This window comes from Pseudomonas sp. MD195_PC81_125 (genome assembly GCF_014060985.1).
GTDB lineage: Bacteria > Pseudomonadota > Gammaproteobacteria > Pseudomonadales > Pseudomonadaceae > Aquipseudomonas > Aquipseudomonas parakoreensis.
Genome location: NZ_JABULD010000029.1, coordinates 1 through 20,854, shown reverse-complemented (window position 1 = coordinate 20,854; position 20,854 = coordinate 1). Strand labels below are relative to the sequence as shown.

Genomic DNA, 20,854 nt, shown 5'->3' with positions numbered 1-20,854 from the left:
TTGGTCGGATTGGCCGGCGGCGTGATCGTTTCGGCAGCCGGTGCAGGATCTGCACTCGGTGCCGGGGTGATCGGCGCGGATTCCGCAGGCGGCACCACGGGTTCGGAACCCGCTGGCGTCGGTGCAACCGTGGCCGGCGCAGGCGTCACTGCAGGAGTGGCCGGCGTCATGGTCTGGGCTGGCTCGACAATGCCGGGTGGCGGTGGCGCTGGCGCTGTCTCGACTGCCGGGGCAGGTGTTGTCGGCGCTACAGCCGCAGGCTTCGGCTCCGGGACACCCAGATCAGTCTTGGGTTTTTCTTCGATGTGCGCGGCTTTCTTCGCATCGGCTGGCAGGAACAGCTCAACCAGGGTGAAGAAACGCTCGTAGAACTTCTGCGACGTCACGGTCTCACTGGCCACCTTGACCATCGAATCATCGGACGAGCCGATCGGCATCGACACCGAACCCAACACGCCGACCCCGAGGCTGGCGGAGTTGTTGGTCTTCTTCAACGCGTAGCGATCCTGCAAGGCATTGGCGAACACCGTGGCATGGTGTTTGGAACTGCCGTCTTCGGTACACACTACGTTGAAGCTGATCTCCATGTGGGTTTCACCGGTTTGCTGGAAGCTTTTGTGGCCACTGATCAGTTTCGGGTCACTGCTGGTGATGATATAGCCCTGGCTGAGCAACGCACGACGGGCCGCTTCGCAGCTCGCGGTGTCAGCCACCGGATAATTGCGCGAGAACGTGCCGGAATCATCGAAGTTCTCATGCTCATAGATCGGCTTGTCCTTCGAACAGCCAGCAACAGCGGTCAACAACAGCGCCAACCCAACGACACGCATGGGAGTTGAAATCAACATTGAACATCCTGAGGGAAAACAGTCCGGGGCGTATTGTGCAACAGAACTTGGCCCTGCGGCGCATGGATTGTGTCTTAAAGCCGTTACAACCCTATTGACCATGGTTTGCCGGAAAAAGTCGCAGCCACTCGCCGCAAGGGCAAAACGGCCAGCCGCCACACCCGAAGCAACGGAACCGGCCAAATCCCAAGCATAAAAAAGCCCCGATCATCAGATCGGGGCTTTCCTGTTACCACTCAGTCAAACATCAATAGCGCTTGATATCCGCCTGACTCTCCAACTGCTTACGGAACGCCGCGAAATCCTGCTGACCTTCACGCGAAGCAAGGAAGCGACGGTACTGCGCCTTCTCTTCATCAGTCGGCGCTACTGCTTCATTCACACCGTCCAGGCGCACGATCATCAGGCTACCGTCCTGCAAGGTCACGCTGCTGAACGTCGGCTTGCCCTTGGCCGCCGGTTTCGGCATACGGAATAACGCCTGCAGCACAGTCGGATCAACCCCTTCCTGAGCACGAGTGGCCGCCGTGACAACCTTCCAGTTCTGACCCTCGACAGCCTTGTCCAGCGCAGTCTTGCCATCGCGCAGACTGGCGATCAGCTGGTCGGCCTTGGTCTTGGCCGCAGCACTGGCATGCTCTTTGGTCAACTGCGCGCGGATCGCCGTGTTGACGGCTTCCAGAGGCAACTGCTCAGGCTTCAGGTGTTCCTTGGCACGCAGCACGACCACGGTTTCCGGGTCCAGCTCGATGCCGGTGCTGTTGGCGTTTTCTTCCAGCACTTCCTGGCTGAATGCAGCGCTCACCACAGCACGGTTGGCCGCAATGCCTTCGCCACCTTCACGGCCGAACGGCTTGGAAGTGTGCACAGTCAGTTTCAGATCTGCCGCTGGCTGGGCCAGGTCAGACGCTTCGAACGCCGAGTCTTCCAGTTGCTTGGTCGCCTCGACAAAACGCTGCTCGACCTGTTGAGTCTTCAGCTCGCGGGTCAGCTTGTCTTTCAGGCTGGCCAGGGTCGGAACTTCTGGCGCTTCAACACCCAGCAGCTTGATCAGGTGGTAACCGAAGTCGGTACGCACCGGCTCGGACACCTGGTCCTTGTTCAACGCGTACAGGGCTTTTTCGAAGGCTGGGTCATAGACGCCAGGACCGGCGAAACCGAGATCACCGCCATTGTTGGCCGAGCCCGGATCCTGCGAGAACTCCTTGGCCAGCGCTTCGAATTTCTCGCCCTTGGCCAGACGCGCCTGGACTTCTTCGATCTTGGCCTTGGCCTGAGCGTCGGTGGTCTTGTCGTTGACTTCGATCAGGATATGCGCGGCGCGGCGCTGTTCCGACAGGTTGGCGATCTCTTTCTGATACGCCGCCTGCAGGTCTTCGTCCTTGACCGCAACCTGGTCGAAGAACGAAGACTTCTTCAGCTCGACGTAATCGACAACCACCTGCTCGGGGGTCATGAACTCCTTGGCGTGCTCGTCGTAGTAAGCCTTGACCTCATCGTCGGTCAGTTTGACCGCGGCCGGATCGGCCTTGACGTTCAGCGAAGCGAAATCGCGGGTCTGCTTTTCCAGACGGGCGAATGCCAGCACTTCAGCGTCGGTGACGAAACCGCTGCCGGCAACACCGGCACGCAACTGACCGATCAGCATTTCCTGAGCCAGCATCTGGCGGAATTGCATGCGGGTATAGCCCAGTTGACGGATCACCTGATCAAAGCGCTCGGAGCTGAACTTGCCGTCCACCTGGAATTCAGGGGTCTGCAGGATCACCTGATCCAGTGCACCTTCGGAGAAAGCGAATTTCGATTGTTCTGCGCCTTGCAACAGCAGCTTGCGATCGATCAGCCCTTTGAGGGCCGATTCGCGGAGCATTTTTTTCGTCAAGCAAGGAAGCATCGAAATCCTTGCCCAGCTGTTGCATCAGCTGACGGCGTTGCATGTCAACGGCCTGGCTCAGCTCGTTCTGGCTGATTTCTTCACCATTGACCTTGGCCGCATCGTTGGTGTGCGTCGTGGCCTTGAAAATAGCGTCGAAACCGGTCAGAGCCATCAGTGCAACGATGACCCCGATAATGGTCTTGGCAATCCAGCCTTGTGAATTGTCCCTGATATTCTGCAGCATGCGTCCCCCAGAAACGGTTGAACTTCAAAAATTTGGCAACCGTGGAGCGTGGGTAGAATCCGGATAGAAGAAAGGCGCATCCGAGGATGCGCCTTCTCGTAACTGGCGGAGCGGACAGGGCTCGAACCCTCGATCCCGGCGTTACAGGCAGCTGTTCCAGCGACCTGCTCTACCGCTCCGCTGCCAAGTCAGGCATGACCCCGACCCGGATGGGTAAAAACCTGAAACAAACTAACTTAGTTAACAGCTTCTTTCAGTGCTTTACCGGCTTTGAAACCTGGCTTTTTAGCAGCCGCGATTTGCAGCGTCTTGCCGGTCTGTGGGTTACGACCAACGCGAGCTGGACGATCAGTCACGGAGAAAGTGCCGAAACCAACCAGAACAACGGAGTCGCCGGCCTTCAGAGCGCCAGTGACGGATTCGATAACAGCGTCCAGCGCACGGCCAGCAGCAGCTTTCGGGATATCAGCGGATGCAGCGATAGCATCAATCAGTTCCGACTTGTTCACTCTAAGTCCCCTTATATCTATTTTGAGATGATTCTAAGTTTTTTGGTGAAAGCAAAAACGAGTGCTGAATGGCCTACAGACACTTAAGAGCCGCTTTATAACAAGGGCTCTAAAAAGCTGTCAAGGAAGCCCCCCAGGCAAAAACGTATTAATGCGTGCTAATTCTTTCCTTTGAATCAGACTCACGTTTTTCGTCCTTGGAAACTATCTCCGGAGCCACATCCGGCAAGGGCTCCGGCGCGTATTGCAGCGCAATTTGCAGGACCTCGTCAATCCATTTAACCGGTTTAATCTGCAGATCCTGCTTGATATTGTCAGGAATCTCCTTCAGATCGCGCACGTTCTCTTCCGGAATAATCACGATCTTGATTCCACCGCGGTGAGCGGCAAGCAGTTTTTCCTTCAGACCACCGATTGCCAGCACTTGACCACGCAGGGTGATTTCGCCAGTCATGGCGACATCGGCGCGCACCGGAATCCCGGTCAATGCCGATACCAATGCCGTGCACATGCCGACACCTGCGCTTGGACCGTCTTTCGGCGTCGCGCCTTCCGGCATGTGAATGTGGGTATCGCGCTTCTCATGGAAGTCCAGCGGAATGCCCAGGCTCTTCGCACGGCTGCGCACAACGGTCAGGGCTGCAGTGATCGATTCGACCATTACATCACCCAACGAACCGGTCTTGATCAGTTGACCTTTGCCCGGAACCACAGCCGCTTCGATGGTCAGCAATTCGCCGCCTACCTGCGTCCACGCCAGGCCAGTTACCTGTCCGATCTGATCCTGCTGCTCGGCCAGACCGTAGCGGAATTTACGTACACCCAGGAAATGCTCCAGCAGATCAGCTGTCACTTTTACCGAGAAGCGTTTTTCCAGCGCATGCTCTTTCACAGCCTTGCGGCAGACCTTGGCAATCTGACGCTCGAGGCCACGCACACCGGCTTCCCGGGTGTAGTAACGGATGATGTCGCGGATCGCTTCCTCGTCGAATTCCAGCTCACCCTTCTTCAGACCGTTGGCGGCGATCTGCTTCGGTGACAGGTACTTGACGGCGATGTTGATCTTTTCGTCTTCGGTGTAACCCGGCAGACGAATGACTTCCATTCGATCCAGCAGTGCTGGCGGAATGTTCATCGAGTTCGAGGTGCACAGGAACATCACATCCGACAGGTCGTAATCGACTTCCAGGTAGTGATCGTTGAAGTTGTGGTTCTGCTCCGGATCGAGCACTTCCAGCAATGCCGACGCCGGGTCGCCGCGCATGTCGCTGCCCATCTTGTCGATTTCATCGAGCAGGAACAGCGGGTTGCGCACGCCCACTTTTGTCATCTTTTGAATCAATCTTCCTGGCATCGAACCGATGTAGGTTCGACGGTGACCACGAATTTCCGCCTCGTCACGCACGCCACCCAAGGCCATGCGCACGAATTTGCGGTTGGTGGCGTGAGCAATCGACTCTGCCAGCGAGGTTTTACCCACGCCAGGCGGACCGACCAGGCACAACACCGGGCCACGGATCTTCTTCACACGTTTTTGCACGGCGAGGTATTCAAGGATGCGTTCCTTGACCTCTTCAAGGCCGTAATGATCGGCATCGAGAATGTCTTCCGCACGCGCCAGGTCGAGGCGTACCTTGCTCTGCGCCTTCCACGGCACCTGCACCAGCCAGTCGATGTAGGAGCGCACCACGGTGGCTTCAGCGGACATCGGCGACATCTGCTTGAGCTTGTTCAGCTCGGCAGTGGCTTTGGCCAGGGCATCCTTCGGCAGGCCGGCCGCATCGATGCGCTTTTTCAGCTCTTCGATTTCGTTGTGACCTTCGTCACCGTCACCCAGCTCTTTCTGAATGGCCTTCATCTGCTCATTCAGGTAGTACTCGCGCTGGCTGCGTTCCATTTGCTTTTTGACGCGGCCGCGAATGCGTTTTTCGACTTGCAGCAGATCGATCTCGGCATCCAGCAAGGCGAGCACGTGCTCGACACGGGCCGACAAATCGATGATTTCGAGGATTTCCTGCTTCTGCTCGATTTTCAGCGCCATGTGCGCAGCCATGGTGTCAACCAGGCGGCCAGGCTCATCAATGCTGTTGAGCGACGACAGGACTTCAGCCGGGACTTTCTTGCCCAACTGCACATATTGTTCGAACTGCGACAGCAGGCTGCGCACGAACACTTCGGATTCGCGCTCGGCGGCGTCGACTTCGTCGATCAGCGAAACTTCGGCGCGGCAATGCCCGTCGACTTCGCTGAAGCGCTCTACAGCGCCGCGCTGCTCACCTTCGACCAGAACCTTGACGGTGCCGTCTGGCAGCTTCAGCAGCTGCAGCACCGTTGCAATCGTACCTACGCGATAGAGAGCGTCTTCACCGGGATCATCGTCAGCCGGGTTTCTCTGGGCCAGCAGCAGGATCTGCTTGTCGCCCGTCATCGCGGCCTCGAGGGCTTCGATGGATTTCTCGCGCCCCACGAACAGCGGGATAACCATGTGCGGATAAACCACGACATCACGCAATGGCAGGAGAGGCAATTCGATGGTTGTCTTCATGATTTCGCCTCTACGGCGGCCATATGGCCGTAATCAGATGGAATTAAGCTTGAAACCAAGATGGGGGCTGCCTTGAAAAAAAAACAAGCGCAAAGCGGATGTAAAAAACGCCATAAAAAAAAAGAGGCCCGAAGGCCCCTTCTTTGTTCCGGCAGTGTGGACGCTTACGCGTCCGGCGCTGCCTTGGCCGTCGGCTCACTGTTTTCGTAGATATACAGTGGCTTGGACTTGCCTTCAATCACGCTTTCATCGATGACGACTTTGCTCACTTCGGACTGCGAAGGGATTTCGTACATCGTGTCGAGCAGCACACCCTCAAGAATCGACCGCAGGCCACGGGCACCGGTTTTACGCTCCAGAGCTCGCTTGGCAACCGATTTCAGTGCGTCGGTCCGGAACTCCAGATCCACGCCTTCCATCTCGAACAGCTTGGCATACTGCTTGGTCAGAGCATTTTTCGGCTCGGTGAGGATCTGCATCAGCGCAGCCTCGTCGAGTTCGTCCAGTGTCGCAAGTACCGGCAGACGACCGACGAATTCCGGGATCAGACCGAACTTGACCAGATCGTCAGGCTCGACTTCACGCAGGGATTCACCGACTTTCTTGCCTTCCTCCTTGCTGCGCACTTCTGCGTTGAACCCGATGCCGCCCTTGGTGGAACGGTTTTGAATAACCTTTTCCAGACCGGAGAACGCACCACCGCAGATGAACAGGATGTTACGGGTGTCGACCTGCAGGAATTCCTGCTGCGGATGCTTGCGGCCACCTTGCGGCGGGACAGAAGCGACCGTGCCTTCGATCAACTTGAGCAAGGCCTGTTGCACGCCTTCACCGGAAACATCGCGGGTGATCGACGGATTGTCGGACTTGCGGGAAATCTTGTCGATTTCGTCGATGTAGACAATGCCCATCTGGGCCTTTTCCACGTCGTAATCGCACTTTTGCAGCAGTTTCTGAATGATGTTCTCGACATCTTCACCTACGTAGCCAGCCTCGGTGAGGGTGGTGGCGTCGGCGATGGTGAATGGAACGTTCAGCAAGCGGGCCAGTGTTTCGGCCAGCAGGGTTTTACCGGAGCCTGTCGGGCCGATCAGCAGGATGTTGCTCTTGCCGAGTTCGACGTCGTCAGCCTTCTTGTCACGCTGGTTCAGACGCTTGTAGTGGTTGTACACCGCTACGGCCAGAACCTTTTTCGCACGCTCCTGACCGATTACATACTGGTCAAGGATGCCGCTGATTTCTTTAGGCGAAGGCAATTTATGCGCGCTGCTTTCGGCCTGTGCTTCCTGCACCTCCTCGCGGATGATGTCATTGCACAAGTCGACGCACTCGTCGCAGATAAAGACCGAGGGGCCGGCAATCAATTTGCGTACTTCATGCTGGCTTTTGCCACAGAAGGAGCAATAGAGCAGCTTGCCGTTGTCCTCGCCGTTGCGGGTGTCAGTCATTCGTTCGATCCAAATCCGATAGGCTTGCAACACAAGATGAAGGCTATTGCGGGCTTTTTCAAGCCCGCTGGTGGTCGGACCTGCCGACCCACCTTATTTTGAGCTGCTTATTTTACGCAGGACGCTGGTTGATGACTTCGTCGATCAGACCGTATTCCTTCGCAGCTTCTGCACTCATGAAGTTGTCGCGGTTGGTATCGCGCTCGATTTCTTCAAGCGTACGACCGCTGTGCTTGGCCATCAGCGTGTTCAGACGCTCGCGGATGAAGAGGATTTCCTTGGCATGGATTTCGATATCCGAGGCCTGACCCTGGAAACCGCCCAGCGGCTGGTGAATCATCACACGCGAGTTCGGCAGGCAGAAACGCTTGCCTGGAGCACCGGCCGTCAGCAGGAATGCACCCATGCTGCACGCCTGACCAATGCACGTCGTCGATACGTTTGGCTTGATGAACTGCATGGTGTCGTAGATCGACATGCCCGCTGTCACCGAACCGCCCGGGGAGTTGATATAGAGATGGATGTCCTTGTCCGGGTTTTCCGCTTCAAGGAACAGCAATTGCGCACAGATCAGGTTGGCCATGTAGTCCTCTACAGGACCCACCAGAAAGATTACGCGCTCCTTCAGAAGGCGCGAGTAGATGTCATAGGCGCGCTCGCCACGAGCAGATTGCTCGACAACCATCGGGACCAGGCCGCCGGCGGCCTGGATATCAGAGTTCTGCTGAATATACGAATTACGGAACATGCTCTGCAGTCACTCCCAAATAGTTATGTCTTGAATACGCATAAGCCAGCTCGAAGGCTGGCTTATGTGTGTACTTCCTAACGCAAAAACAATCAGTCGGCTTTTGGAGCTTCTACCGGCTTGACCGCTTCTTCGTAAGAGACCGATTTGTCGGTCACGCTAGCTTTCTGCAGAACAGTATCCACAACTTGTTCTTCCAGCACAACCGAACGGACTTCGTTCAGTTGCTGCTCGTTCTTGTAGTACCAGGACACGACCTGCTCAGGTTCCTGGTAAGCCGAAGCCATTTCCTGAATCATTTCACGAACGCGGGCTTCGTCAGGCTTCAGGTCGAACTGCTTGACCACTTCAGCCACGATCAGACCCAGCACTACACGGCGCTTGGCTTGCTCTTCGAACAGCTCGGCCGGCAGTTGATCAGGCTTGATGTTGCCGCCGAACTGCTGAACAGCCTGCACGCGCAGACGGTCAACTTCGTTGGACAGCAGAGCCTTTGGCACTTCGATCGGGTTGGTGGCCAGCAGACCGTCCATTACCTGATTTTTCACCTTGGACTTGATGGCCTGACGCAGCTCACGCTCCATGTTCTTGCGAACTTCGGTGCGGAAGCCTTCCAGACCGGTTTCCTTGATGCCGAATTGAGCGAAGAATTCTTCGTTCAGCTCTGGCAGTTTCGGCTCGGAAACGGTGTTGACAGTCACGGTGAACTCGGCGGTTTTGCCAGCCAGGTCCAGGTTCTGATAGTCCTCAGGGAAGGTCAGGTTCAGAACGCGCTCTTCGCCTGCCTTGGCGCCAACCAGGCCTTCTTCGAAGCCCGGAATCATGCGACCGGAACCCAGCACCAGCTGAGTACCTTTGGCGGAGCCGCCGGCGAATGCTTCGCCGTCAACCTTGCCAACGAAATCGATGTTCAGCTGGTCTTCGTTCTGGGCAGCGCGGTCGGCCACTTCAAAACGGGTGTTCTGCTTGCGCAGGATGTCCAGCATCTTGTCCAGATCGGCGTCAGCCACGTCAGCGCTCAGGCGCTCGACAGTGATGCCGTCGAAACCGGCAACAGTGAACTCAGGGAACACTTCGAATACGGCAACGTATTCCAGGTCCTTGCCAGCTTCCAGCGACTTCGGCTCGATCGAAGGCGAACCGGCAGGGTTCAGCTTCTGCTCAACCACGGCTTCATAGAAGGAGGACTGGATGACATCACCAACAGCTTCCTGACGAGCGTCAGCACCGAAACGGCGCTTGATTTCGCTCATTGGCACTTTGCCTGGACGGAAGCCAGCAATCTTGGCCTTTTGGGCAGTCTGCTGCAGACGCTTGTTGACCTGGCTCTCAATGCGCTCAGCCGGCACGGTGACGCTCATGCGGCGCTCAAGAGCAGTAGTATTTTCAACAGAAACTTGCATGGATATTCCTCGTTGCACAGACGTTAGCCGGCCGTTTCCGACCCCAGAATCAAGGGCATGCATTCTAGTGGGTCAAACTCAAGAAGTCACCCTACTGAAAACGGGTAAAAAAACAGCAGGCCATTTATAGGTGTGAATGCAGCAATGCATTCCACCCCGAAGACGAATAAAGACCATCACGCCAGGGCTCTGCTTCAACCGCTTCTATATATAGAAGAGACTGCGAGCCATCTCCCTGACGGCCGATCCAGCGAACATGGCCGGTGGTCGACACGCAGGCTGCAAGCCCGTAAACACGACGAAACGCCCTGCCCTTCGACCTGAAACCCGGCGCAATAAACCACAAACCGTAAAACAAAAAAAGGCGCCAGACTGTTAAATCTGGCGCCTTTCGAAATATGGGGTGGACGATGGGGATCGAACCCACGACAACGGGAGTCACAATCCCGTGCTCTACCAACTGAGCTACGCCCACCATATTGCGTCACAAAAAAGCCATTCAACTTCTTTGCTGAACTTCATCAGGCCTGCGGCAAGAATGAAGCTTTAATTGGTGCGGATGAAGAGACTCGAACTCTTACGCCTCGCGGCGCTGGAACCTAAATCCAGTGTGTCTACCAATTCCACCACATCCGCAGATGAAGCTTTTAAAGCAAAGGCGCCAGACTGTTACATCTGGCGCCTTTCGAAATATGGGGTGGACGATGGGGATCGAACCCACGACAACGGGAGTCACAATCCCGTGCTCTACCAACTGAGCTACGCCCACCATATCGCGCTACTTGTGCCAAAGCTGCCTAATGGCGCACCCGGCAGGACTCGAACCTGCGACCATCCGCTTAGAAGGCGGATGCTCTATCCAGCTGAGCTACGGGCGCCTTATTAATCTGTACTCTTGGAGGACTACAAACTAAATGCTTTCCAGCTTCGCAGAACGCTAATTCCGCTCAACCTTCTTAACCAGTGCTAGGCTGTGCCCGACAAGTGCGACGAATAGTATAGAGCGCTCCCAAGGTCGTCAAATCCTTTTTGAAAAAAATTCATTTAATTAAAGGAGTTAGGGGAATTTGCTGACCAAGCGCCTTTGCCCTCACCGTCTGACATGCGAGAATGCGTTCTCTTTTTTTCCCCTCTCGATGGTTAATCACGCGCAATGACTGCACAACTAATCGACGGCAAATCGATCGCCGCCAGCCTGCGCCAGCAGATCGCCCAACGAGTTGCCGAGCGTCGCCAGCAAGGCCTGCGCACTCCCGGCCTCGCGGTGATCCTGGTCGGCAGCGATCCTGCCTCTCAGGTTTATGTCTCGCACAAGCGTAAAGACTGTGAAGAGGTAGGCTTCCTCTCTCAAGCCTACGACCTGCCCTCCGACACCACTCAAGAAGCGCTGACCGATCTGATCGATCGCCTCAACGACGACCCGGCCATCGACGGCGTGCTGCTGCAACTGCCCCTGCCCGAGCATCTGGACGCCTCCAAACTGCTGGAGCGCATCCGCCCGGACAAAGACGTCGATGGCTTCCATCCTTATAACGTCGGTCGCCTGGCACAGCGCATCCCGCTGCTGCGTCCGTGCACGCCGAAAGGCATCATGACCCTGCTGGAAAGCACGGGTGTGGACCTTTATGGCCTGGACGCGGTAGTGGTGGGTGCCTCCAACATCGTCGGTCGCCCGATGGCAATGGAACTGCTGCTGGCCGGTTGCACCGTGACCGTCACCCACCGCTTTACCAAGGATCTGGCCGGCCACGTCGGTCGCGCCGATCTGGTGGTGGTCGCCGCCGGCAAGCCGGGCCTAGTCAAGGGCGAGTGGATCAAGGAAGGCGCGATCGTGATCGACGTCGGCATCAACCGTCAGGACGATGGCAAGCTGGTCGGTGACGTGGTGTACGAAACCGCTCTGCCCCGCGCTGGCTGGATCACTCCGGTGCCGGGCGGTGTTGGCCCGATGACCCGAGCCTGCCTGCTGGAAAACACCCTCTACGCGGCAGAAACCCTGCACGCCTGAGAGGTTTTTCCGCAATAAAAGAACCCCGCTTTGTGCGGGGTTTTTTGTATCTGAGAAAAAACACTAACCGTTCGCCGGAAACCCCTCTTTTTACAGGCCTTTTCACGAGATTTTCAGGTCATTCAAACAACCATCGACAGATCTTCAGCCATACTCCTAGAATGCGACGCTTTGAAGAAATAACCCGTTACAAACTAACGGAATATCCAACCTTTATGAGTTCGCCCGCGTGAAAATTCGTCTTTCGATCCTGAGCCTGGTTTTTGCTTTTTCAGGCACATTCGTCACGCCAACCGTCAACGCCGCTGAAACCACTGCTGCGCCACGCGATGCTTCGCAACTGAAGATCGCCTCCGGCAGCGCCCTGCTCATGGATTTGCAGACCAATAAAGTCATCTACTCGAGCAACCCGGACGTGATCGTACCCATCGCGTCGGTCAGCAAGCTGATGACCGGGCTGGTGGTCGTTGAAGCGCACCAGAACATGGACGAATGGATTGACGTCGACATCAGCCACACGCCAGAAATGAAAGGCGTGTTTTCCAGAGTCAAACTGAAGAGCGAACTGCCGCGCCGGGAAATGTTGCTGATTGCCCTGATGTCCTCGGAAAACCGTGCAGCCGCCAGCCTTGCGCATCACTACCCGGGCGGTTATGCAGCATTCATCGCGGCGATGAATGCCAAGGCCAAGGCACTGGGCATGACCAACACCCACTATGTCGAACCGACCGGCTTGTCGGAACGTAACGTTTCCACCGCCCGCGATCTGAGCAAACTGTTGGTGGCCGCGAGCAAGCACCCGATCCTCACTGAACTGACGACCACCAAGGAAAAAACGGTGTCGTTCCGCAAACCCAACTACACCTTGGGCTTCCGCAACACCGATCACTTGGTGAACAAGGCCGACTGGGACATCAAAATCACTAAAACCGGCTTCACCAACCCGGCGGGTCATTGTCTGGTGCTGGTGACACGGATGAGCAACCGCCCGGTTGCCCTGGTGATTCTCGATGCATTCGGCAAGTACACACACTTCGCCGATGCCAGCCGTATCCGCAGCTGGATGGAAACCGGACGCAGCACCAACGTTCCGGCAGTGGCCCAACAATACAAGGCCGAAAAGAACCTCAAGGCGCGCCAAAGCGGCGTGGTCGAAGCCTCCAAGTAACCGGAAAGACCAACTGTGGCGAGGGCGCTTGCTCCCGCTGGGGCGCGTAGCGGACCTTCTTTTTTAATAAGAAAAGGCCTGCTGCGCAGTCCAGCGGGAGCAAGCTCCCTCGCCACAGAGTTATTCAGCCAGTGGTTAATACCCGTTATTCAATCATTGGGTAACGGCATTTTGTCGTCGTCCGGAATGCCATCGCCAGCGCTCGGATCTGGCGTCAGCACATTAGGCCGGGCCAATGGATCACGCAGCGGGCTGTCCGGATCCAGCACGGGATCCACGTCATTCTCAGGCGTGGTCGGCACGCTGTCCGGTTTTTTATCGTCAAAGCTGGAATCGGTACTCATACGCACCTCACTTAGGGTTTCAGGTCAGCCAACGGATCGTAAGGCTTGGCCGGACGCTTGCTGTCTTCGCCGGTTTCCACGTCCTTCGGCGCCTTGGCAGGGCCGACCGGATCAACCTGCGGGTCGTCGAGATCCGGGGAATCCGGATCGAAACCCAGATCATGACCGGACGAATGCTCGCTTGAGTGTGGGCCTTTCGGGGATGGGGAATCTGCCATGCTCGCCTCCTGATTCACCCGCACATTCGGGCTCTATCGTTAAGAGGCGTGCCGGGCGTGAGGGTGCCCGGCAAATGACGAACGGAGGCTTAATGTGCAGCCAGTGCCTTTTTGGCTTGCTCCGCTTCACGTTCTTGCCCGGCCTGCGCCAACTCATCGGCGGCCTTCAGCCAGCGCTGACGATCAACCTCGGCAGGAATCTGCGACGGCTTCTGGATCAGCACGGCCCAACCGCCCGACTTTTCGAACGCCGACTCGAAGGAACTGAAACTCATGAGTTCGCGGCGATTCATTCCGGCGCGCAACAGTACTTTCTGTTTCAAGCGGTCGTAACCGGAAAGAATGGCGTAACGCGGTTCAGCCCAGAACGCCGAGCCTTCACTGAAACGCACCATTACCGGATAACCAGCCGCCACCTGGGTCAACAAGGCTGGCAGGTTCTTGTCCAGCGGATAGACCACCATGCCGTAATCGCGGGCCAGGTTCTGCAGATTCTGCTGCAACTGATCCTGTGCCCCCGGCAGATGCAACGGTTTTTCCAACAGCCCCGGCGTGATCATGATGCCTTGCTGCGACAACAGGCTGGCCAGCACCTGCGGACCACTCTGATTGGCTTCACCGCGATAGAATGTACCGCTGAGTTCGACCCGCTCCGGCAGGCGCTTGACCTGCGACGCGACAGTGCCCGCACACCCCGCCAATACAGCCGCGCAACCGGCCACCAGCAACGCCCCTCGCAATCGAGTCAATACCTGCACCATTGTCACTCTCTGATCAGACGCCGGTCATCGTGTTCCGGCAACGCCTGCGATCATAGGGCGACGCACGGCTGCGGTATAGCCTTAACCCGCAGACCGATCGATTGCATAGAGCGAACTGATTGGTCAGCACCGACCTTTGGTCAATAGTCTGAAACACCCCATTGTCTAGACTGTCACTGAAACAGAGCGAATTGAAAAAGTGTGTGCCCGATGCAGGGCAAAGAGGAGGCACTGATGAGCCTGACCATGACCATCGTAATGTTGATAGCCGGCTGGCTGGCCGTTGCCAGCGCCATGTTGTGGGGCGTGCTGCGCATTGCGCGACGCCATCACCATCCGGTCGATTCGACCCCGAATCACAAGCCAGAAAAGCACCGCCACGCGACTGCGCACTGACAGGTCAGTTGATATAAAACCTCTGCAGGAGCTGCCGAGGGCTGCGATCTTTTGATCTTGCTCTCAAAAATCAAAAATCAAAAGATCGCACCTGCGGCAGCTCCTACAGGTGGCCAAACAGTGTCTAACGTGGGAACCTTTTAAAGCACGGAGACGTCCATCCCCTGTTACGACATTTCGTCAGGGGCTGAAAAATCAGCAAGTTAGCCTGACGAGGCTGCGCTCATGGCTCGCTTTCAGATCGCTTTGCCGGTCCTGAAAAACGGCTACTTTTCGCGAACGCTGACTTCGGCAGCCAGGAATGGCCTTGCCACACGGAGCTGCGCTCGCCGACTACAAAAAAAAGGAGTCCGCCTGTGGCTATCCGCTATGGCAAAGGGCTGATGGGAGGTGCGGTGGTGATCGCGCTCCTGGCCCTGCTGGTTCACTGGATCGGCATCAACACGATCGAACACTACCGCGACGATTTGTTGTTTTACCTGCAAGCTCATCTGATTCTCGTCCTCGCTTCAATGCTGGCCGCCCTTGTCGTGGGCATCCCCGCCGGTATCTTTCTCAGCCGCCCGAGCATGGTCGGCCGCGCTGAACGCTTCATGCAAATCTTCAATATCGGCAACACCGTGCCTCCGCTGGCCGTACTGGCGATTGCCCTGGGGATTCTCGGCATCGGCAGTGGTCCGGCGATCTTCGCTTTGTTCCTCGCTTCTCTGTTGCCAATTGTGCGCAACACCTACGAAGGCCTGAAAAAACGTTCAGGGGTCGCTCAAAGAAGCCGCCGTCGGCATCGGCATGACCCCGCGCCAGGTGCTGTGGAAAGTCGAATTGCCTAACGCCGTGCCGATCATCATCGGTGGCGTGCGCGTGGCGCTGGCGATCAACGTCGGCACCGCGCCGCTGGCCTTCCTGATCGGCGCCAACAGCCTCGGCAGCCTGATCTTCCCTGGCATTGCCCTGAACAATCAGCCGCAACTGCTGCTCGGCGCCGCGTGTACCGCGCTGCTGGCCCTGCTGCTCGATGGCGTCGTCACCCTCGCCAGCCGTCTCTGGCTGGAACGCGGTCTGCGCCCGTCTTAAGGCTTTTGCGAAGGAATAGTTATGAAACGATTTAGCTTGATCTTGAGCTGCTTCCTGCTGTTTGCAGGACTGGCCCAAGCCGCCGACAAACCGGTTATTCGCCTCGGCGCCCGGGTGTTCACCGAGCAGACCCTGCTCGCGGAAATCACCGCGCAATACCTGCGCAGCAAAGGCTACGACGCGCAGATCACCGGCGGTCTGGGCAGCAACCTCGCCCGCAGCGCCCATGAAAGCGGTCAGCTGGACATGCTCTGGGAATACACCGGCGTGTCGCTGGTGGCCTACAACCATGTCACCGAGAAACTCGACAGCGAACAGTCCTACGCCCGGGTCAAAGAACTCGATGCGAAAAAAGGCCTGGTCTGGCTGACCCCGTCGAAATTCAGCAACACCTACGCCCTCGCCCTGCCGAAAAAAAGTCGCCGAGGAGTATCCGCAGATCAACACCATCAGCGACCTGAACAAGGTGCTGCGCGATGAAGCCCGGACCAATCACCTGGTGGCGCTGGACACCGAGTTCGCCAACCGCTCCGACGGTCTGGACGGCATGGTCAAGCTCTACGACATGAACCTGACCCGCAAGAACATCCGGCAGATGGACGCGGGGCTGGTCTACACCGCGCTGCGCAATGGCCAGGTGTTTACCGGTCTGGTCTACACCACCGACGGCCGCCTGAATGCGTTCGGCCTGAAACTGCTGGAAGACGACAAGCACTACTTCCCCGACTACACCGCCGCGCCGGTGGTGCGCCAGGCCTACCTCGACGCGCACCCGCAACTGGCCGAGCAACTCAAGCCGCTGGCGCAACTGTTCGACGACGAAACCATGCGCCAGCTCAACGCGCGGGTCGACGTCGATCACGAAAGCCCATCGAAAGTGGCCGCCGATTTCCTGCGCCAGCATCCACTCAACTAAGGAGGAAAAGTCATGGAATTTCTGAACGCCTTTTCCCACCTCGACTGGCAGCAGGTGATGCACCTGACCTGGCAGCACATCACCCTGGTCGGCATCGCGGTGACATTGGCGATTCTCATCGGCGTGCCGCTGGGCATTCTGATGACGCGCTTCCCGACACTCGCAGCTCCCTTGCAAGCCAGCGCCACAGTGTTGCTGACCGTGCCGTCGATTGCGCTGTTCGGCCTGCTGCTGCCGTTCTATTCCAAATTCGGCCAGGGCCTGGGGCCGATGCCGGCGATCACTGCGGTGTTCCTCTATTCGCTGCTGCCGATCATGCGCAACACCTACCTCGCCCTGACCGGCGTCGAACCGGGCATTCGTGAAGCCGCGCGCGGCATCGGCATGACCTTCGGCCAGCACCTGCGCATGGTCGAGCTGCCGATTGCGGTGCCGGTGATTCTCGCCGGCGTGCGCACTGCGGTGGTAATGAACATCGGCGTGATGACCATCGCCGCGACCATCGGCGCCGGAGGCCTCGGTGTGCTGATCCTCGCCTCCATCAGCCGCAGCGACATGTCGATGCTGATCGTCGGCGCGCTGCTGGTCAGTCTTCTGGCGATCTTCGCCGACCTTCTCCTGCAGTGGCTGCAACGTACGCTGACTCCAAAAGGACTCCTCAAATGATCGAACTTCAAAACCTCAGCAAGACCTTCCAGAGCAACGGCAAAGATGTCAAAGCCGTGGACTCGGTGAGCCTGACCGTCAATGAAGGCGAGATCTGTGTGTTCCTCGGGCCATCGGGTTGCGGCAAAAGCACCACGCTGAAAATGATCAACCGTCTGATCAAACCGACTTCGGGCAAGATCCTGATCAACGGCGAAGACACCACCGACCTCGACGAAGTGACCTTGCGCCGCAACATCGGCTACGTGATCCAGCAGATCGGTCTGTTCCCGAACATGACCATCGAAGAGAACATCGTCGTGGTGCCGAAACTGCTCGGCTGGGACAAACAGAAATGCCACGACCGCGCCCGCGAATTGATGAGCATGATCAAGCTGGAACCCAAGCAGTATCTGCATCGCTACCCGCGTGAACTGTCCGGTGGTCAGCAACAGCGCATCGGTGTGATCCGTGCGCTGGCGGCCGATGCGCCACTGTTGCTGATGGACGAGCCGTTCGGCGCGGTCGACCCGATCAACCGCGAGATGATCCAGAACGAGTTTTTCGAGATGCAACGCGCGCTGAACAAGACCGTGATCATGGTCAGCCACGACATCGACGAAGCGATCAAACTCGGTGACAAGATCGCGATCTTCCGCGCCGGCAAGCTGCTGCAGATCGATCACCCGGACACCCTGCTCGCGCACCCGGCAGACGACTTCGTCAGCAACTTCGTCGGCCAGGACAGCACCCTCAAGCGTCTGCTGCTGGTGAAGGCGGAAGACGCGGCGGACAACGCCCCGTCGGTCAGTCCGGAAACCCCGGTGGCCGATGCGCTGGAGTTGATGGACGAACACGACCGCCGCTACGTGGTGGTCACCTGTGCCGAGAACAAGGCGCTGGGTTATGTGCGACGCCGCGACCTGCATCGCCAGACCGGCACCTGCGCGCAATTCCTCCGTGAGTTCAACGCCACTGCAGCGTACGACGAGCACCTGCGCATCCTGTTGTCGCGCATGTACGAGTTCAATCGTTCGTGGCTGCCGGTGATGGATGCCGAGCGGGTGTTCCTTGGCGAGGTGACGCAGGAGTCGATTGCGGCTTACCTGAGCTCGGGACGTTCGCGGGGCATGAAGACCAATATCGTTTCGCCGGCTGAGGCCGTGGTCGCCTGATCAATTAAAAGGTCGAATATCTACCCTGTGGCGAGGGAGCTTGCTCCCGCTGGGTCGCGAAGCGGCCCTGCTTTTAAAAAAGCGGGGACTGCTTCGCAGTCCCGCGGGAGCAAGCTCCCTCGCCACAGTTTTTTTGTGTATTCAAAGACTGGAAAAGAATATCAACACCGAGGTGAGCTCTGGCACTCCTAAAGCACCCGCCATATTTATCAAAATCCCCCTCACACCCACCTCTCGCCGCCAACGTCGCCGATGTTGCGCCTAACGTACTTGCCCTTGAGTTAGCTGACAAAAGCGGCGAACGTGCAGGTATTTTTAACACATGAAAATTGGTGGGGAACATCTGTCCGTCATCTCGGTCGGCTACAAAGAGTGATATCCGCGACGTACGTCAGAAGCGTGCAAAAACGCGACATTTTTAGTTGATCTCAGGCCCCTCACGCCCTAAAGTTCGCGCCGAACGTCCATGCTGGAAACGATCCATCCGGCTCAAGTACTGACGACGAGACAGCAAGGCCAAGGGCAGTTACGCCCGTGGCCTTTTTTGCTTTCGGCGACATGCCTTGGGAAGTAGGCGAACCAAAGTGGGGATACGGAGGACGTTCATTTACACCCATGTTTTTACCCGTTTGCCCATAGGAGCACTCCAGCATGTCGATCCAGGTCGAAGACTATTTCGCGCGCGAAACCTTTCAGAAAATGAAGGCGTTCGCCGACAAACAGGAAACCCCGTTCGTGGTGATCGACACCGCGATGATCGCCCAGGCCTACGATGACCTGCGCGCCGGTTTCGAATTCGCCAAGGTCTACTACGCGGTCAAGGCCAACCCGGCTGTCGAGATCATCGACCTGCTCAAAGAGAAAGGCTCGAGCTTTGATATCGCCTCCATCTATGAGCTGGACAAAGTCCTGAGCCGTGGCGTCAGCCCGGATCAGATCAGCTACGGCAACACTATCAAGAAGTCCAAGGACATCCGCTACTTCTTCGAGAAGGGCGTGCGCCTGTACGCCACCGACTCCGAAGCCGACCTGCGCAACATCGCCAAAGCCGCGCCGGGTTCGAAAGTCTATGTGCGCATCCTCACCGAAGGCTCGACCACCGCTGACTGGCCGCTGTCGCGCAAGTTCGGCTGCCAGACCGACATGGCCATGGACCTGCTGATCCTCGCCCGCGACCTCGGTCTGGTGCCTTACGGCATCTCGTTCCACGTCGGTTCGCAGCAGCGCGACATCAGCGTCTGGGACGCGGCGATCGCCAAGGTCAAAGTGATCTTCGAGCGCCTGAAGGAAGAAGACGGTATCCACCTGAAGCTGATCAACATGGGCGGTGGCTTCCCGGCCAACTACATCACCCGTACCAACAGCCTGGAAACCTACGCCGAAGAAATCATCCGTTTCCTGAAAGAAGACTTCGGTGATGACCTGCCGGAAATCATTCTGGAACCGGGCCGTTCGCTGATCGCCAACGCCGGCATTCTGGTCAGCGAAGTGGTACTGGTCGCACGTAAATCGCGCACCGCCGTCGAGCGTTGGGTCTATACCGATGTGGGCAAGTTCTCCGGGCTGATCGAAACCATGGACGAAGCGATCAAGTTCCCGATCTGGACCGAGAAGAAAGGCGAGATGGAAGAAGTGGTGATCGCCGGTCCAACGTGCGACAGCGCCGACATCATGTACGAGAACTACAAATACGGCCTGCCACTGAACCTGGCGATCGGTGATCGTCTGTACTGGCTGTCGACCGGTGCCTACACCACCAGTTACAGCGCCGTCGAATTCAATGGCTTCCCGCCGCTGAAATCGTTCTACGTGTAACCCACGTCGATTGAAAAAAGGCCCATGTTTTCATGGGCCTTTTTTTATTGGCGCAGCCATGACTCGATACGGGTCAACTGCGCATGGATCTTTTTGCCAATAGCCGACAATTCAGCCTCCCTGTCTTCACGAACGTCGTCAGCGTCTGCAGGGTCGTCAACCTCCTCCTTTAGCAATCGCAAATTTCTCTGTGAGCGCTCCTATTGATAATCTGCCATTCAACTTAGTTCACGAAAACAAATACCCACAAGCCGTTAAATATTAAAAAATACACACATCCCGAACAACCAAAACTCATCCACCACTTATGCAAGAGATTTCAAAAAACGACAAATAATAAACAACAAGAAGTCACACTCAATGCCTATACTCACAAGCAAAAGCAATATTAACCTTGAGACTCTTACAACCACTCAAGGAATTAAAAAGTGCAACCCAGTCCAAATCCGCTCATCACCAAGGACGACATTCGAAAAATAAAGAACTACATCTCTGCCGCCAAAGCATTGCCACGCAATATCGAAGATGTAGAACGCCAATTAAAAACCAAACACACCGGCATTACCGGCCTGGAACTTACTGACATTGTTCAGCTTAATCATACGATCATCAACAATGCCAATTCGTGGATCGATATCGAGTATTCGATGAAGCGTGTGGCCGGAAGTCTCTCGACCTTTTCGGAGGACCTGGAAAGTTTTGGTCAGGAAATT

General features: G+C 56.9%; 15 protein-coding genes, 4 tRNA genes and 4 pseudogenes. 9 read left to right on the top strand and 14 right to left on the bottom strand.

What is annotated here, in order from left to right:
- From HT737_RS01330 to HT737_RS01280, 11 genes and pseudogenes are all read right to left on the bottom strand, one after another.
- Positions 1–848 (bottom strand): DUF2242 domain-containing protein (locus HT737_RS01330; RefSeq protein WP_182401064.1); only part of this gene is annotated, 848 nt, incomplete at its 3' end.
- 247 nt (positions 849–1,095) lie between these two features.
- Positions 1,096–2,968 (bottom strand): annotated as a pseudogene (locus HT737_RS01325) (SurA N-terminal domain-containing protein).
- Between the two features lie 236 nt (positions 2,969–3,204).
- Positions 3,205–3,477: an HU family DNA-binding protein gene (locus HT737_RS01320; RefSeq protein ID WP_008077714.1), complete on the bottom strand. Its 273-nt coding sequence runs from the start codon at positions 3,475–3,477 to the stop codon at positions 3,205–3,207.
- A 148-nt stretch (positions 3,478–3,625) separates the two neighbouring features.
- Entirely contained in the window at positions 3,626–6,022 is a 2,397-nt protein-coding gene (gene lon / locus HT737_RS01315) for an endopeptidase La (protein ID WP_003223634.1), read from the bottom strand.
- A 164-nt stretch (positions 6,023–6,186) separates the two neighbouring features.
- Positions 6,187–7,470, bottom strand: coding sequence for an ATP-dependent Clp protease ATP-binding subunit ClpX (clpX, locus tag HT737_RS01310; RefSeq protein ID WP_003223632.1), 1,284 nt, complete (start codon positions 7,468–7,470; stop codon positions 6,187–6,189).
- A 112-nt stretch (positions 7,471–7,582) separates the two neighbouring features.
- Positions 7,583–8,218: an ATP-dependent Clp endopeptidase proteolytic subunit ClpP gene (gene clpP / locus HT737_RS01305; RefSeq protein ID WP_007951559.1), complete on the bottom strand. Its 636-nt coding sequence runs from the start codon at positions 8,216–8,218 to the stop codon at positions 7,583–7,585.
- A 92-nt stretch (positions 8,219–8,310) separates the two neighbouring features.
- The gene (tig, locus tag HT737_RS01300) at positions 8,311–9,621 is read right to left on the bottom strand and encodes a trigger factor (protein WP_041073914.1); all 1,311 of its coding nucleotides are present in this window, start codon (positions 9,619–9,621) and stop codon (positions 8,311–8,313) included.
- 399 nt (positions 9,622–10,020) lie between these two features.
- A tRNA-His gene (locus tag HT737_RS01295) sits at positions 10,021–10,096 on the bottom strand.
- A 76-nt stretch (positions 10,097–10,172) separates the two neighbouring features.
- A tRNA-Leu gene (locus HT737_RS01290) sits at positions 10,173–10,257 on the bottom strand.
- Between the two features lie 57 nt (positions 10,258–10,314).
- Positions 10,315–10,390, bottom strand: a tRNA-His gene (locus HT737_RS01285).
- A 32-nt stretch (positions 10,391–10,422) separates the two neighbouring features.
- Positions 10,423–10,499 (bottom strand) — tRNA-Arg (locus HT737_RS01280).
- A 275-nt stretch (positions 10,500–10,774) separates the two neighbouring features.
- Here HT737_RS01280 and folD point away from each other — a divergent pair.
- Complete coding sequence (gene folD / locus HT737_RS01275; RefSeq protein ID WP_041074114.1) at positions 10,775–11,629, top strand: bifunctional methylenetetrahydrofolate dehydrogenase/methenyltetrahydrofolate cyclohydrolase FolD; 855 nt, start codon at positions 10,775–10,777, stop codon at positions 11,627–11,629.
- Positions 11,630–11,858: 229 nt separating this feature from the next.
- Positions 11,859–12,797, top strand: a complete 939-nt coding sequence (gene pbpG, locus HT737_RS01270) for a D-alanyl-D-alanine endopeptidase (RefSeq protein WP_041074112.1) — start codon at positions 11,859–11,861, stop codon at positions 12,795–12,797.
- Between the two features lie 149 nt (positions 12,798–12,946).
- Here pbpG and HT737_RS01265 read toward each other — a convergent pair whose 3' ends face one another.
- From HT737_RS01265 to HT737_RS01255, 3 genes are all read right to left on the bottom strand, one after another.
- Positions 12,947–13,141 (bottom strand): hypothetical protein, encoded by a 195-nt coding sequence (locus HT737_RS01265; protein ID WP_123587660.1) that lies wholly within the window; start codon positions 13,139–13,141, stop codon positions 12,947–12,949.
- A gap of 11 nt (positions 13,142–13,152) precedes the next feature.
- Complete coding sequence (locus HT737_RS01260; protein ID WP_041074110.1) at positions 13,153–13,359, bottom strand: DUF6021 family protein; 207 nt, start codon at positions 13,357–13,359, stop codon at positions 13,153–13,155.
- 89 nt (positions 13,360–13,448) lie between these two features.
- Entirely contained in the window at positions 13,449–14,120 is a 672-nt protein-coding gene (locus HT737_RS01255; protein WP_182401062.1) for a peptidase C39 family protein, read from the bottom strand.
- Positions 14,121–14,354: 234 nt separating this feature from the next.
- Here HT737_RS01255 and HT737_RS01250 point away from each other — a divergent pair, with 234 nt between their 5' ends.
- The 7 genes and pseudogenes from HT737_RS01250 to HT737_RS01220 all read left to right on the top strand — a co-directional run.
- Positions 14,355–14,516 carry a hypothetical protein gene (locus HT737_RS01250; protein ID WP_174377378.1) on the top strand — a complete coding sequence of 54 codons (162 nt, stop codon included), beginning with the start codon at positions 14,355–14,357 and terminating at the stop codon, positions 14,514–14,516.
- Positions 14,517–14,899: 383 nt separating this feature from the next.
- Positions 14,900–15,590, top strand: a pseudogene (locus HT737_RS01245) (ABC transporter permease).
- Between the two features lie 21 nt (positions 15,591–15,611).
- Positions 15,612–16,506: pseudogene (locus HT737_RS01240) on the top strand (glycine betaine ABC transporter substrate-binding protein).
- A gap of 12 nt (positions 16,507–16,518) precedes the next feature.
- On the top strand, positions 16,519–17,172 hold the full coding sequence (locus tag HT737_RS01235) for an ABC transporter permease (RefSeq protein ID WP_182401060.1): 654 nt from the start codon (positions 16,519–16,521) through the stop codon (positions 17,170–17,172).
- Positions 17,169–18,326: a betaine/proline/choline family ABC transporter ATP-binding protein gene (locus HT737_RS01230; RefSeq protein WP_047291222.1), complete on the top strand. Its 1,158-nt coding sequence runs from the start codon at positions 17,169–17,171 to the stop codon at positions 18,324–18,326. The genes HT737_RS01235 and HT737_RS01230 overlap by 4 nt, the downstream gene beginning before the upstream one ends.
- A 651-nt stretch (positions 18,327–18,977) precedes the next feature.
- Positions 18,978–20,141, top strand: coding sequence for a type III PLP-dependent enzyme (locus HT737_RS01225; protein ID WP_047291221.1), 1,164 nt, complete (start codon positions 18,978–18,980; stop codon positions 20,139–20,141).
- Positions 20,142–20,569: 428 nt separating this feature from the next.
- Positions 20,570–20,854: pseudogene (locus HT737_RS01220) on the top strand (hypothetical protein); the annotation flags it as partial.